The 12,975-nt window shown below is 71.2% G+C and carries 14 protein-coding genes; 9 read left to right on the forward strand and 5 right to left on the reverse strand.

Annotated features, from left to right (window positions below):
* Positions 1–309 precede the first annotated feature (309 nt).
* The 7 genes from IEY79_RS28390 (at position 310) to IEY79_RS28420 (ending at position 6,580) form a co-directional block, all read left to right on the forward strand.
* A complete protein-coding gene (locus IEY79_RS28390; protein WP_229701195.1) occupies positions 310–1,173 on the forward strand; it encodes a glycosyltransferase family 2 protein in 864 nt (287 codons plus the stop codon).
* Positions 1,170–2,246, forward strand: coding sequence for a glycosyltransferase family 2 protein (locus IEY79_RS28395; RefSeq protein WP_229701190.1), 1,077 nt, complete (start codon positions 1,170–1,172; stop codon positions 2,244–2,246). The genes IEY79_RS28390 and IEY79_RS28395 overlap by 4 nt, the downstream gene beginning before the upstream one ends.
* A complete protein-coding gene (locus tag IEY79_RS28400) occupies positions 2,243–3,082 on the forward strand; it encodes a polysaccharide deacetylase family protein (RefSeq protein ID WP_229701191.1) in 840 nt (279 codons plus the stop codon). The genes IEY79_RS28395 and IEY79_RS28400 overlap by 4 nt, the downstream gene beginning before the upstream one ends.
* A 69-nt stretch (positions 3,083–3,151) precedes the next feature.
* On the forward strand, positions 3,152–4,261 hold the full coding sequence (locus IEY79_RS28405; protein ID WP_189110479.1) for a DUF5925 domain-containing protein: 1,110 nt from the start codon (positions 3,152–3,154) through the stop codon (positions 4,259–4,261).
* Between the two features lie 63 nt (positions 4,262–4,324).
* On the forward strand, positions 4,325–4,780 hold the full coding sequence (locus IEY79_RS28410; RefSeq protein WP_189110480.1) for a MarR family winged helix-turn-helix transcriptional regulator: 456 nt from the start codon (positions 4,325–4,327) through the stop codon (positions 4,778–4,780).
* Positions 4,777–5,760, forward strand: a complete 984-nt coding sequence (locus IEY79_RS28415; RefSeq protein WP_189110481.1) for an ATP-binding cassette domain-containing protein — start codon at positions 4,777–4,779, stop codon at positions 5,758–5,760. The genes IEY79_RS28410 and IEY79_RS28415 overlap by 4 nt, the downstream gene beginning before the upstream one ends.
* Positions 5,720–6,580, forward strand: coding sequence for an ABC transporter permease (locus tag IEY79_RS28420; protein ID WP_189110482.1), 861 nt, complete (start codon positions 5,720–5,722; stop codon positions 6,578–6,580). The genes IEY79_RS28415 and IEY79_RS28420 overlap by 41 nt, the downstream gene beginning before the upstream one ends.
* 37 nt (positions 6,581–6,617) lie before the next feature.
* Here the strand turns inward: IEY79_RS28420 and IEY79_RS28425 are convergent, their stop codons facing one another.
* A complete protein-coding gene (locus IEY79_RS28425) occupies positions 6,618–6,992 on the reverse strand; it encodes a GntR family transcriptional regulator (protein ID WP_373292641.1) in 375 nt (124 codons plus the stop codon).
* A gap of 92 nt (positions 6,993–7,084) precedes the next feature.
* On the opposite strand from IEY79_RS28425, the gene IEY79_RS28430 reads away from it, so the two are divergent.
* On the forward strand, positions 7,085–8,005 hold the full coding sequence (locus tag IEY79_RS28430) for a GNAT family N-acetyltransferase (protein WP_189110484.1): 921 nt from the start codon (positions 7,085–7,087) through the stop codon (positions 8,003–8,005).
* Entirely contained in the window at positions 7,986–8,534 is a 549-nt protein-coding gene (locus IEY79_RS28435) for a ribonuclease FAU-1 family protein (protein ID WP_189110485.1), read from the forward strand. The genes IEY79_RS28430 and IEY79_RS28435 overlap by 20 nt, the downstream gene beginning before the upstream one ends.
* Here the strand turns inward: IEY79_RS28435 and IEY79_RS28440 are convergent.
* From IEY79_RS28440 to IEY79_RS28455, 4 genes are all read right to left on the reverse strand, one after another.
* Positions 8,500–9,636, reverse strand: coding sequence for a methyltransferase domain-containing protein (locus tag IEY79_RS28440; RefSeq protein WP_189110486.1), 1,137 nt, complete (start codon positions 9,634–9,636; stop codon positions 8,500–8,502). The genes IEY79_RS28435 and IEY79_RS28440 overlap by 35 nt on opposite strands.
* A gap of 175 nt (positions 9,637–9,811) precedes the next feature.
* Positions 9,812–11,317 (reverse strand): tripartite tricarboxylate transporter permease, encoded by a 1,506-nt coding sequence (locus tag IEY79_RS28445; protein ID WP_189110487.1) that lies wholly within the window; start codon positions 11,315–11,317, stop codon positions 9,812–9,814.
* 3 nt (positions 11,318–11,320) lie between these two features.
* A complete protein-coding gene (locus tag IEY79_RS28450) occupies positions 11,321–11,860 on the reverse strand; it encodes a tripartite tricarboxylate transporter TctB family protein (RefSeq protein WP_189110488.1) in 540 nt (179 codons plus the stop codon).
* A complete protein-coding gene (locus IEY79_RS28455) occupies positions 11,857–12,840 on the reverse strand; it encodes a Bug family tripartite tricarboxylate transporter substrate binding protein (protein WP_189110489.1) in 984 nt (327 codons plus the stop codon). The genes IEY79_RS28450 and IEY79_RS28455 overlap by 4 nt, the downstream gene beginning before the upstream one ends.
* Between the last annotated feature and the right edge of the window lie 135 nt (positions 12,841–12,975).

The following is a 12,975-nucleotide window of genomic DNA, read 5'->3' on the forward strand; positions in this document are numbered from 1 at the left end:
GAGCGACTTCAGGGAGGGGCTCGGACGTCGCGGCGGCTCCCGGCGCGGGGCGCGGTAGGGGGGTGCCGCGCGGTGCTCGCTTTCTCGACTCACCCGGCAGGCAAGGAGTCAACGCTGTCACGTACAGGGTGAGAACCCCCCTTTCGAACCGGCACAACATCCGGACCGCCCGGGGGCGGGCGGTCCACCGGTGGAGAGGGAAAAGATCTCGTGAGCTCATTCCTGCGCCCGGCGACCCCGGGCGAAGACCCGTTAGGCGTGCCGTTTTCCGGTGACGTCCTGGACAACCAGCGGCTCGACGACCAACTGCTGGACGACCAACTGCTCGAAGAAGAACTGCTCGGCGAACAAGTGATCGGCGGCAGGTATCGGCCGGTCTCCTCGTATCTCGCGATCGCGCCGCCGGTGAGCGTGGTGATCCCCGCGATGAACGAGGCGGAGAATCTGCCGTACGTGTTCAAGACACTGCCCGACTGGATCCATGAGGTCGTCCTCGTGGACGGGAACTCGACCGACGGCACGATCCGCGTCGCCCGGGAGCTGTGGCCGGACGTCAAGGTCGTGGAACAGCGCGGCAAGGGCAAGGGCGACGCCCTGATCAGCGGTTTCGCCGCGTGCACGGGCGACATCATCGTGATGATCGACGCGGACGGCTCGGCCGACGGCCAGGAGATCGTCAGCTATGTGTCGGCCCTCGTCGCGGGCGCCGACTTCGCCAAGGGGTCGCGTTTCGCCAACGGCGGCGGCACGGACGACATGACGCCGATCCGCAAGCTCGGCAACGCCGTGCTCTGCTCGGTCGTGAACGCCAAGTTCGGCGCCCGCTACACCGACCTCTGCTACGGCTACAACGCCTTCTGGCGGCACTGCCTGGACCGGATCACACTCGACTGCACCGGGTTCGAGGTCGAGACCCTGATGAACATCCGGGTCGTCAAGGCCGGTCTGAAGGTGCAGGAGATCCCCAGCCACGAGTACGACCGGATCCATGGCGTGAGCAATCTGCGGGCCGTGCGCGACGGGCTGCGGGTGCTGAAGGTCATCCTCCGGGAGAAGGGCGTACCGAGGGCGGCGCGGCGCCGGCCGCGCGGCGTCCGGCCGGTGCTCCCGCTGCCGCTCTCCGTCCGGACGGGTCTCTCGGCGCCCATGATCAGGCGAGGAGAGGTGTCTTGATCGACCGTCAGCTCCACCGCTCCTTCTCCGTGGTGGTCTGCGCGTACACGGAGGAGCGCTGGGAGGACATTCTCGCGGCGGTCGCCTCCGTACGGTGTCAGTCGATGCCGGCCACGGAGACGCTGCTCGTGGTCGACCACAACGAGACGCTGCGGGCGCGGCTGGAGGCGGAGTACGCCGCCCCCGCGGTGACGCCGGCGGACGGCGGGGAGGTGCGGGTGCTCGCCAACGCGGGCCCCCGTGGGCTCTCCGCCGGACGGAACACCGGAATCGCCGCCGCGCGCGGGGAGTTCGTGGCCTTCCTGGACGACGACGCCGTGGCCGAGCGCGACTGGCTGCGGTATCTCTCGGCCGGTTACGGCGATCCGCGCGTGATGGCCGTCGGCGGCAGGACGCTGCCCGCCTGGGCGGCCGGGGGCCGGCCGGCCTGGTTCCCGCAGGAGTTCGACTGGGTCGTCGGGTGTACGTACCGGGGGCTGCCCCCCGGCAAGGTGCGGGTCCGCAACGTCCTGGGCGGCAACGCCTCGTTCCGCCGTACCGCGTTCGACGCGGCGGGCGGCTTCGCGACCGGCATCGGGCGGGACGGCGACAAGCGCCCGCTGGGCTGCGAGGAGACGGAGCTGTGCATCAGGCTCAGCGAGGCGCTGCCGCACGCGCTGCTGCTGATCGACGACCGTGCGGTGATCCACCACAAGGTCCCCGAGGCGCGTTCGGGGTTCGGGTACTTCCGCAGCCGCGCCTACGCCGAAGGGCTCTCCAAGGCGCTGGTCGCCCGAAGTGTCGGCGCCGGCAAGGGACTTGAGTCCGAGAGGCGCTATGCCACGCGGGTGCTGCCCGCCGGGGTGGTGCGCGGGCTGCGCGACGCGGTGCGAGGCCGGGAGCGTGGCGGCGCGGGGCGGGCCGGGGCGATCGTGGCCGGGGTACTGACGACGGCGGCCGGTTATGTGGTGGGCAGCGCCCGCGCGCGCCGGGGCGCGGTCACGTTCTCGTCCGGCCCGATCAGCCCGGTGACCCCCTCGGGTCCGTCGGCTCCGGCTTCGGCGCGGGAGAGTCCGCGAGGTGCCGTCGTATGAGCATGGGCATGGGGGACGGCGCGCCGCCACGCCCGGGGCCGGGTCCGCGGGAGCCCGTACCGATCCTGATGTACCACGCGATCGCGCACCGGCCGGCCCCGTCGGTGCACGCCCTGTCCGTGTCGCCCGACGCGTTCGCCGAGCAGCTCGCGCTGCTCGGCGAGCGGGGGTTCACCCCGCTGACGACGGCCGCGCTGGCCGCCGTCTGGCGGGGTGGGGGGCGGCTGCCCGAGCGGCCGGTGCTGATCACGTTCGACGACGGCTACGAGGGCGTGCACCGGTACGCCCTGCCCGTCCTGGCCGAACACGGCTTCGCGGCCACCCTGTTCGTCTCCACGGGGTGGCTGCGCGGCCGGTACGACGAGGGCGGCGCACTCGACACGATGCTCGACTGGGACCAGGTGCGCCAACTGGCCGCCGCCGGCGTGGAGATCGGCGGCCACAGCCATACGCACCCGCAACTGGACCAGCTCGACGACGCGCGTCTCGGCCACGAGGCGGTGCGCTGCCGGGAGATCGTCGCCGCCGAACTGGGCGCCGAGCCGGTCTCGTTCGCGTATCCGTACGGCTACTCCACCCGTCGCGTACGGCGCGCCGTACGGGCTGCCGGGTTCACCCAGTCGCTGGCCGTGGGCAACGGGCTGGCCCGCCGGGGGCAGGGCCCGTACGCCCTGAAACGGGTCACGGTGCGGCGCTCCACGGACATCGGGGAGTTCGGGCGGCTGGTCGACGGCCGGTCCGTCGGCCGCGCCTTCGCCCGCGACCGGGCGCTGACGAAGGCGTACGCGATGGTCCGCGGGGCGCGCCGGGCCGCGCGGGTGATCGGGGGCGGCTGACCGGGCGGAGCGGGCGTCGCCGGGCAAAACACCGTGCGTCGGCGGCGCCCGTGCCGGATCATGGGCGACATGTCTGCCAAGCCTCAGGACACCCTGCCGATCCGGCTGAACGTCGACGACAGCGACTCACCGTCGGATGTCGTCGACGCTCTCTTTCTCGGCCGTTTCGCGACGGGCGAGCAGCCGCACTCGCACAGTTCGTCGATCGACCGGGTCAAGTCCGGTGCCTCCCTGCTGCCGCCGGGCGCCACCGTGCTGCGCTCGGCGCGCGACGACGACCGCAGTGCCACGCTGGCCGAGGGCGACGGCTGGACACTGCTGGTCTCCCGCTGGAACCGGGGCGCGGACGTCACGGTGACCGCGACCACCTCCGAACTGGCCGAGAAGGTGCACCGCCAGGCGACGGACGGTGCGCAGGACGAGCCCGAACCGGTGCCGGAGAACGTGACCATGGGGTTCTGGTACGTGTCGCCGCGCCGCGGCCCGCACCGGACGACCCGGCAGATCGCGGCCGGCACCTGGGACGAGGTCCGGGGCAACTACACGGCGCCGGTGGCCGACGCGATGGACCGGCTGATGAAGGTGACACCGGACGACATCGCGGGCCGCCTGCTCCTGCTGCACGGGCCGCCCGGCACCGGGAAGACATCGGCGCTGCGGACGCTGGCCCGCTCCTGGCGTGACTGGTGCCAGGTCGACTGCGTCCTGGACCCGGAGCGGCTCTTCAACGACGTCGGCTATCTGATGGACATCGCGATCGGCGAGGACGAGGGTTCGTCCAAGGGCCGCTGGCGGCTGCTGCTCCTGGAGGACTGCGACGAGTTGATCCGGGGCGAGGCCAAGCACACGGCGGGCCAGGCGCTCTCCCGGCTGCTGAACCTCACCGACGGTCTGCTCGGCCAGGGCCGGAACGTCCTGGTGGGTGTGACCACCAACGAGGACCTGGAACGGCTCCACCCTGCGGTCGTCAGGCCCGGCCGCTGTCTGGCCCGGATCGAGGTCGGCTCGCTGACCCGCCCGGAGGCGGAGCGCTGGCTGAGCCGGGAGGAGGGCGACTGGGAGGGAGCGGTGGGCCGGGAGGGCGCGACGCTGGCCGAACTGTTCGCCCTGCGCAGGGGCGGCGGCCCGACGTCGGTCCCGGGCCAGTCGAAGGGCGCGGACGCGGGGCTGTACCTGTAGGTGACCCCACCCTCCGGGCGTACCTTTTGGGCGATTACTCCCATTAAGAGCTAATGTGATGCCATGACTTCGGTCGAGTTCCCCGACTCGCTCGCCGATGTACTGGCAGGCGTACAGCGCATGATCCGGCGGCGGCTCAGCGTCGGCCTGACGGCCCCGCCGCTCCGGGGCGCACAGGTCGAGCTGTTGCGGCTGGTCTCGGCGCGCCCGGGAATCCGGGTGTCGGACGCGGCGAAGGAGCTGTATCTCGCCGGGAACTCGGTCTCCACCCTCGTCAACGAGCTGGCCAGGGCCGGATATCTGCGCCGCGAGACCGATCCCGCCGACCATCGCGCCGTCCTGCTGGTGCCGACCTACGCGGCGACATCTCGCCTGGCGGACTGGGAGGCCCGGCACTCGGCGCTGGTGCGCGAGCAGGTGGCCCGGCTCACCGAGGAGGAGAGGGCCGCCCTGGCCGCGGCGCTGCCCGCGCTGCGCAGGCTCGCCCTGAATCTGCGCGAGGAGGTGGAGGCGGCATGACGGACGGGGCCGTGCCCGCCGGGGACGACGGGGACGCCACGGGTACGGGCGACGCCGGCTCCACGTCCGACTCCAGCTCCGGCGACAGCGCCGAGGCCGTGAGCTGCCGCGCACTGGATTACTCCTTCGGTGACACCAAGGCCGTCGACGGCCTCGACCTGTCCGTCCGTACCGGCGAGATCTTCGGTCTGCTCGGTCCCAACGGCGCCGGCAAGACGACGGCGATCCGCTGTATCACGACACTGCTGCCGGTCCCGCCGGACATCGTGAAGGTGTTCGGCCACGACGCCGCGAAGGAGAAGATGGCGGTGCGCCGGCTGCTCGGATACGTACCGCAGCAGCTGTCCGCCGACGCCGCGATGACCGGGCGCGAGAACGTGACACTGTTCGCCCGCGTCTTCGACGTCCCGCGCCGCGAGCGAGCCGCGCGAGTCGCCCAGGCGCTTGACGTCGTCGACCTCTCCGACGCCGCCGACCGGATGGCCCAGACCTACTCGGGCGGCATGATCCGCCGGCTGGAGCTCGCACAGGCGCTGGTCAGCGCACCCCGGCTGCTGATGCTGGACGAGCCGACGATCGGTCTCGACCCCATCGCCCGGAGCAGCGTCTGGGAGCACATCAACGCGGTGCGCCGGGCCACCGGCATGACCGTGCTGGTGACCACGCACTACATGGACGAGGCCGAGCAGTACTGCGACCGGGTCGGGCTGATGCACCGCGGCCGGATCCACGCCCTCGGCACGCCCGGAGAGCTGCGGGAGGAGCTGCGGGAGCGCCGCCGCGCCGAAGCGGACGAGGCGCGCAAGTCCGGCACGACGGGTGAGTCCGCCGAGACGGCTGAGTCCGGTGAGGCGCGGAGCGACACCGTACCCACGCTGGAGGACGTCTTCCGCGACGTGGTCGGCCAGGGCCTGGAGGAGGAAGGAGGCACCTACCGCGATGTCAGGAGCACCCGCCGGACGGCGTCCAGACTCGGCTGAGACCGTCGACCCCGCCCGCTTCGAGCTGCTGCTCGTGCCGCCCCGGCCCCGAACGGGCTTGCGCGTCCTGCCCTCCAGAGTCATCGCCATGTGCGTGGTCGAGCTCCAGAAGCTGCGCCACGACCGCACCGAGCTCTACACCCGGGCCGTTCAGCCCGCTCTCTGGCTGCTGATCTTCGGCGAGACGTTCACCCACCTCAGGGCCATCCCGACCGGTGGTATCCCCTACATCGACTTCCTCGCGCCCGGCATCATCGCCCAGTCCGCGATGTTCATCTCGATCTTCTACGGCATCATGATCATCTGGGAGCGGGACGCCGGGATCCTCACCAAACTCCTGGTCACCCCGACCCCGCGAGCCGCGCTGATCAGCGGCAAGGCGTTCGCCTCCGGGGTGAAGGCGCTGATCCAGGCGCTCGTGGTGATCCTGATCGCCGCCGCCCTCGGAGTGGGGCTGACCTGGAACCCGCTGAAACTGCTCGGGGTCGTGGTCGTGGTGATCCTCGGCTCGGCCTTCTTCTCGTGTCTGTCGATCACGATCGCGGGGATCGTCCTCACCCGGGACCGGCTGATGGGTATCGGCCAGGCCATCACGATGCCGCTCTTCTTCGCGTCGAACGCGCTGTATCCGGTGGCGATCATGCCCGGCTGGCTCCAGGTGGTCAGCAGGATCAACCCGCTCAGCTACCAGGTGGACGCCCTGCGCGGACTGCTGCTCGGGACCTCGTCCCATCTGCTGCTCGACTTCGGGGTGCTGATCTTCGCCGCGGCGCTGGGCATCACCGCGGCGTCGTCGCTGCTGGGGCGTCTGGCCAGATGACCCCGGGAGCCGGACCCGCGCCCCGGAGGCTCCGGCCTCAGCGTGAGTACTCCGCCCGCACCGCGTCCTCGGCCAGCGACAGCGCCTCCGCGCGCGCCAGACCGAGCCGTCTGGCCTGCCGCGCGTACTCCTGGGCCGCGGCCGCCGCCTTGCGGTCCGCCGCGTCGCCCGCCGCCGCGACGAACGTGCCGTTGCGTCCGCGCGTCTCGATCACCCCGTCCGACTCCAGTGCCCGGTAGGCCTTGGCGACGGTGTTCGCCGCGAGGCCGAGCTCCTCGGCGAAGCCCCGTACCGTCGGCAGCTTGTGTCCCACGGGCAGCACGCCCGAGCGCGCCTGTTCGGAGATCTGGGTGCGCAGTTGCTCGTACGGGGCGGTGGCGTCTTCGGTGTCGATGGCAATGGCGATCTTCAAGGTCACAGGGCCGATTGTCCCCCATCTCCCGCGTTCCGGACGGAAATAAATAAGGGGCGTTCCGGCGGTGCTGCCACGTAGCGTGCCGATCCATGACTGTGCTCGTTCGTGATTTCCGCCCCGAGGACGCCGCCGCCGTCGTCCGCGTCCGGCGCGCCAGCGTCCCGTATGCCGTGACGACGGAGGAGTCCCTGCACTTCGCCGTGCGAAGCGCCCACCCCGCATCGAAGTACCGCATGCTCGTGGCCGAGGACGGCGGGGAGGTGATCGGCACCTCGCATGTCGCGCTCGCCCACGACAGCGAGGAGCCCGGTCAGGCACGGGTCAACCCCCATGTGCACCCCGACCACACGGGCAAGGGCGCGGGATCCGCGATCCTGCGGGCCGCCGAGGAGCATCTGGCGGCCGAGGGCGCGACCACCGTCTTCACCTGGGTGAACGACGAGCCCGGGGCCCTCGCCTTCGCCGCCCGCCGGGGCTACTCGCCGCTGCGTACCGCGCACTTCCAGCGGCTCGATCTGACGGGTGCCGCGCTGCCCGAGCCGCCGGGGCTCCCCGCGGGCTGCACGCTGGTGACGGCGGCGGACTTCGCCGACGATCCGCGGCAGGTGTTCGAGGCCGACGCCGAGGCGACGTCGGACGAACCGGGTGACATCAGCACGAACCTCGACGACTACGAGGACTGGCTCAACAACACCTGGCAGCACCCCTGTATGGACCACGGCCTCAGCACCCTCGTGGTCGCCGACGGCAGGATCGCGGCCTTCACCCTGGTCCACACGGACGGTGACACGACCTATCTCTCGGCCATGACGGGCACGCTGCGCGACTACCGCGGCCGGAGTCTGGCCAAGGCCGCCAAGGCCGACTCCCTGCACCGGGCCCGCGCCGCCGGTTTCACGGACGCCTTCACCAACAACGACGCGGGGAACGAGCCGATGCTCGCGGTCAACACCTGGTTCGGCTATCAAGTCTCTGCCTCGGAGGTGCGCCATGTCCGCAGACTCGCCTGACCCCGTGGACACCCCGGAAGTCCAGGTCGAGGTGCGTCTGGTCAAGGCGGGCCGTACCAAGATCCGCTACCCGGCCTCCCTGGTCGCCGACGACGGCACACATGTGGTGGTGCGCGCGCCGTGGGCGGCCGAGGGCGTGCGGGACTTCGGCTTCGTACGCTTCGAGCCCGGCGACATCTTCACCGAGCACTACTGGCGTGACCGCTGGTACGCGGTGAAGGAGGTCCGCACGGGCGACGGGACCCTCAAGGGCTGGTACTGCGACGTGACCCGGCCTGCGGTCGTACGTGGTCGCGGGCCGGGCGCACTCCGCTACGAACTGCTGGTCGAGGACCTGGACCTCGATCTCTGGGCGTCGGCCGACCGCGGGACGGTCCTGCGGCTGGACGAGGAGGAGTTCGAGGAGAGCGGCCTCGCCGAGCGGGACCCGGTCGCTGCCGACGCGGCCCGCCGCGCGCTGGAGGAGCTCGAACTCCTCGTACGCGGCGGCGCGTTCACGGCCCTTCTCGGTCGCCCGCTCCCCTCGTAGCGCCCGTGTCCGTCCTGGCCAGCGGGGTCGCGCGCGACACGCCGGCCGGGTCGTGGGCGATCGAGTCGGCGTCGTCGTGCCAGTGGATGACGAAGCGCTCCCCCGCGCGGTACGCCTCCAGGCCCGCGCGGCAGTAGGCGACCATGTCGTCCGGGAGCGCGGAGAGCGGGTGCCAGGAGAGGCCCGAGCACTTCTCCGGCTCCCGGTTGTACGGCTCCCAGGCCGTCCGCCCCGCGTCGTACCGCACCTCGAAGAACCAGCCGGTGCGCGGCCGGCCACCGGGGCCGCGGTGGTGCATCACCAGGGCCGTACGCACGTCTTCGGGGTCCAGTTGGGCGCCGATCTCCTCGGCGGCCTCACGCATCATCGCCGCACGGACGTCCTCGCCGTCCTCGACGTGTCCCGCCGGGCAGTTCAGCAGTCCGTCCCCGTAGCCCGTGCCGGACCGGCGGGCGAGCAGCACCTCGCCGCCCCTGCGCAGGATCAGATGGACGTCGACCACTTCCGTGTGACGGCGGCGCTGGGCGGCGTGGGCGATCAGTGCGTACCGCTCGTCGTCCACGGCGCGGCCCCAGAGCGCGGCATCGGCCGAGAGGTGCTCGTGCTGGACGCGCTCGACGAGCGGGGCGACCGACATCGTGACACGTGTCGCCGGGAGTCCGACGCCTGACCAGACGCCTTCGATGAGGATCAGCCGCCCGCCGGGCCGCAGCAGCGACAGCCAGTGGGTCAGGGCCCGGTCCGGGTCGGGCAGCAGCCACAGGACATGGCGGGCCATGATCACGTCGAACGTCCGCTCCCCCACGGGGGGTCTGGCCGCGTCGCCGACCAGTACCTCGGTGTCCGTGCCGGACAGCTTGGCCCTGGCGAGTCCGACCATGCGCGGCGAGAGGTCGACGGCGGTGACGCGGTGGCCCAGCTCGGTCGCGAGGAGGGCGAGGCTGCCGGTGCCGCAGCCGAGGTCGAGCACCCTGGACGGCTCGGTGGGCAGCCAGCCGGCGAGCTTGGCGGTCCACGCCTTGCGCACGGCCGGATCGAGCAGCCCGTGGTCGGGCTCCTCGTCGAAGGAGTCTGCTGCGTCGTCCCAGTCGATCGGGGTCATGGGTCGATGGTCCCATCCACCACCGACAGTTCGGACCGGCGGGCACTCGGTCACCGTTCCCGCACGGCCGGTTCTGTACTCGAACGCCGGACCGGCCAACAGCCGGTCCGGCGTTCGACCGCACCCGATCTCCGGGGGACCCTCGGGTGAGAAGCCCGTGGCCCGAAGGGCCACTTCACGCCGAGACCTTGGTCTCCTTCCGGCGCCTCGCCAGCACCTTGCGCACCAGCGGCCAGCAGACGATCAGTACGACGACGGCGTAGACGGCCACCGAGAAGGGCGTGTCCACCAGGCCGGTGGCACTTCCGTCACTGATCTGCAGGGCCCTGCGCAGCTGTTGCTCGGCGGCCGGGCCGAGGATGACGCCGATGACGGCCGGCAGCACCGGCAGCCCGTAGCGCCGCATCCCGAACCCGATCAGTCCGATGATCAGCAGGATCACCAGGTCGAGCGCCTCCCCGCCGACCGCGTACGCGCCGACGGCGGCGAAGAAGAGGATGCCCGCGTAGAGGTAGGGGCGCGGGATGCGCAGCAGCTTCACCCACACCGGCGCGAGCGGCAGGTTCAGGGCCAGCAGCAGCACCATGCCGACGAACAGCGAGGCGATCAGCCCCCACACCAGCTCCGACTCCCGCTCGAACAGCAGCGGTCCGGGCTGGATGCCGTACTGCTGGAACGCGGCCAGCATCACGGCGGCGACCGCGGTGGTCGGCAGTCCGAGGGTCAGCATCGACACGAGCGTCCCGGCGGCCGACGCGGACGCGGCGGACTCGGGTCCGGCGACGCCCTCGATGGCGCCCTTGCCGAACTCGTCCTTGTGCTTGGACAGCCGCTTCTCGGTGACGTAGGAGAGGAAGGTGGGGATCTCCGCGCCGCCGGCCGGGATCGCGCCGAACGGGAAGCCGATGACCGGCCCGCGCAGCCACGGCTTCCAGGTGCGCCGTACGTCGTCCTTGCCCAGCCAGGGGCGGCCGACCGGGACCGGTTCGCCGCTGGAGCGCCGCAGATGGGCGGCGACCCACAGGGCCTCGCCGATCGCAAAGAGACCGACGGCGACGATCACGACGTCGATCCCGTCGGCGAGTTGGAGCGAACCGAAGGTGAGCCGCTGCTGGCCGGTCATCTGGTCCAGGCCGACCAGGCCGATGGTGAGACCGATGAGCAGCGAGGCGAGCCCGCGGATCCGGGACGAGCCGAGGACCGAGGTGACGGCGATGAAGGCCAGCACCATGATGGCGAAGTAGTCGGGGGCGCCGATGTCGACGGCGAGGGAGGCGACGGTCGGTGCGAGGACGACCAACAGGATCGTGCCGATCATGCCGCCGACGAAGTGACCGCCCGCCGCGGCGGCGAGCGCCTGCGCGCCGCGTCCGGCCTTGGCCATCGGGTTGCCCTCGATGGCGGCGACGACCGCCGCGCTCTCACCGGGGGTGTTGAGGAGGATCGAGGTGGTGGATCCGCCGAACATGGCGCCGTAGTAGATACCGGCGAACATGATGAACGCGCCGGTCGGCTCCAGGCCGTAGGTGACGGGCAGCAGCAGGGCGACCGCCATGGCGGGTCCGATGCCGGGCAGCACGCCGATCGCGGTGCCCAGCAGTACGCCGATCGCCGCCCAGAGCAGATTGATCGGCGTCAGCGCCGTACCGAAGCCGTCCATCAGGGAGTTGAGGGAGTCCATGGCTTAGATCACTCCCATCAGCGGGCCACCGGGGAGGGGGACGCCGAGCAGGTTGTTGAAGATGAAGTAGGTGACGAGGGAGAGGCCCGCGGCGATGAGCGGGTCGCGCCGGAGATGGCGGCTGCCGAGCGCGTACGCCGAGCCCCAGAAGAGGAGCGCCCCGGATATGGGGAAGCCGAGAGGGCCGATGAGTACGGCGTTGCCGAGGAAGACACCGGCGAGCAGCAGTACGGTCCGCCAGTCGCTCGGTTCACTCAGGTCGATGTCCTCGCCGCCCTCGGCCTCGCCCCGGCCGCCGCGCAGCACGTCGAGGCTGAGGAGGACGGCGACGACGAGCAGACCGATACCGACGGCGATCGGCACGGTCTTGGGGCCGACCGGGCCGCGCTGGGTGATGTCGACGTCCATGGTGAGGGCGTCGGTGAGGACGAGGATCCCGAGGACGAGCAGCATGAGACCGACGCCGAGTTCGGAGTGCTCGCGCAGCCAGCCGCGGGACTCGGGGGTCTCCTCCTTGGGAGGGGTGTTCGGGTGGGTGGTCACAGTCCGAGCTCCTTCAGGACGGATTCCACGCGCTTGTCCTCGGCGGCGAGGAAGTCGCCGAATTTCTCGCCGGTGAGGAAGGCGTCGTCCCAGTTGTTCTTCTTGAGCGAGTCCTTCCACTGAGGAGAGGCGTGCAGCTCCTCGAAGAAGCGGATGAGCTTGTCGCGTTCGGCGTCGGAGAGTCCGGGGGGCGCGACGACGCCGCGCCAGTTGGTGAAGTCGGTGTCGAGGCCCGCCTCGCGCAGGGTGGGCGCGTCCATGCCGGGGGTCCGCTCGGGGCCGGTGACGGCCAGCAGCCGCAGCTCGCCGGCCTCGATCTGGTCGCGGTACTCGCCGAGTCCGGAGACGCCGAAGGCGACCTTGTTGCCGAGGATGGAGGCGAGGAGTTCACCGCCGCCGTCGAAGGGGACGTAGTTGACGGTCTTCGGCGCGATCCCGGCCGCGCGGGCCATCAGCATGGGCGCCAGGTGGTCGGGTCCGCCGGGGGACGAGCCGCCACCGACGGGGAGTTTGGCCGGATCCTTCTTCCATGCGGTGAGCAGGTCGTCGATGGTCTTGTAGGGGGAGCTCTTGCTGACGACGACGATGTCGGTCTCCTCGCTGATGCGGGCGATCGGCGTCGTGTCGGCGAGGGTCTCGTGCGAATTGTTGGTGCGTACGGCGCCGACGACGCCGAGGCCCATGGAGACCGCGAGCTTGCCGTTGCCGTGTTCGCTCACGGCGCGGGCGAGACCGACGGTGCCGCCGGCGCCCGGCAGGTTGAAGACCTCGATGTTGTGGTTGAGTTCGGCGTCCTCGGCGTTCTTGGCCATGGTGCGGGCGGTGATGTCGTAGCCGCCGCCCGGCGTGTTGGGGACCATGAAGCGCAGGCCGGGTATCTGGGTGCCGGTGTCGCCGCCACTGCCCAGGGAAAGCAGCGGCGGACCCACCAGCACCATCAGCGCGGCCCCGAGGAGGGCGAGGGGAGTGCGGAAACGCACGGGTGCCGCCTTTCGGAGGAGCAAGTCGCGGGGCAGTGAGATGGCCCACATGTTGCCTTCGCGTTAAGCTTGTTCTTTAACCTCCGGCCGTCCCGTACCGACGCAGGTTGATCTCGGTTCAGACTTGGTGCGAGG

This window comes from Streptomyces camponoticapitis (assembly GCF_014646115.1).
In the GTDB taxonomy this organism is placed as follows: Bacteria; Actinomycetota; Actinomycetes; order Streptomycetales; family Streptomycetaceae; genus Streptomyces; species Streptomyces camponoticapitis.

Bases quoted from the DNA above. Each gene is read 5' to 3' on its own strand.
- IEY79_RS28410 (WP_189110480.1), top strand. From the start codon at position 4,325: ATGACTTCGGTCGAGTTCCCCGACTCGCTCGCCGATGTACTGGCAGGC.
- IEY79_RS28430 (WP_189110484.1), top strand. From the start codon at position 7,085: ATGACTGTGCTCGTTCGTGATTTCCGCCCCGAGGACGCCGCCGCCGTC.
- IEY79_RS28400 (WP_229701191.1), top strand. From the start codon at position 2,243: ATGAGCATGGGCATGGGGGACGGCGCGCCGCCACGCCCGGGGCCGGGT.
- IEY79_RS28445 (WP_189110487.1), bottom strand. From the start codon at position 11,317: ATGGACTCCCTCAACTCCCTGATGGACGGCTTCGGTACGGCGCTGACG.
- IEY79_RS28440 (WP_189110486.1), bottom strand. From the start codon at position 9,636: ATGACCCCGATCGACTGGGACGACGCAGCAGACTCCTTCGACGAGGAG.
- IEY79_RS28415 (WP_189110481.1), top strand. From the start codon at position 4,777: ATGACGGACGGGGCCGTGCCCGCCGGGGACGACGGGGACGCCACGGGT.
- IEY79_RS28420 (WP_189110482.1), top strand. From the start codon at position 5,720: ATGTCAGGAGCACCCGCCGGACGGCGTCCAGACTCGGCTGAGACCGTC.
- IEY79_RS28405 (WP_189110479.1), top strand. From the start codon at position 3,152: ATGTCTGCCAAGCCTCAGGACACCCTGCCGATCCGGCTGAACGTCGAC.
- IEY79_RS28435 (WP_189110485.1), top strand. From the start codon at position 7,986: ATGTCCGCAGACTCGCCTGACCCCGTGGACACCCCGGAAGTCCAGGTC.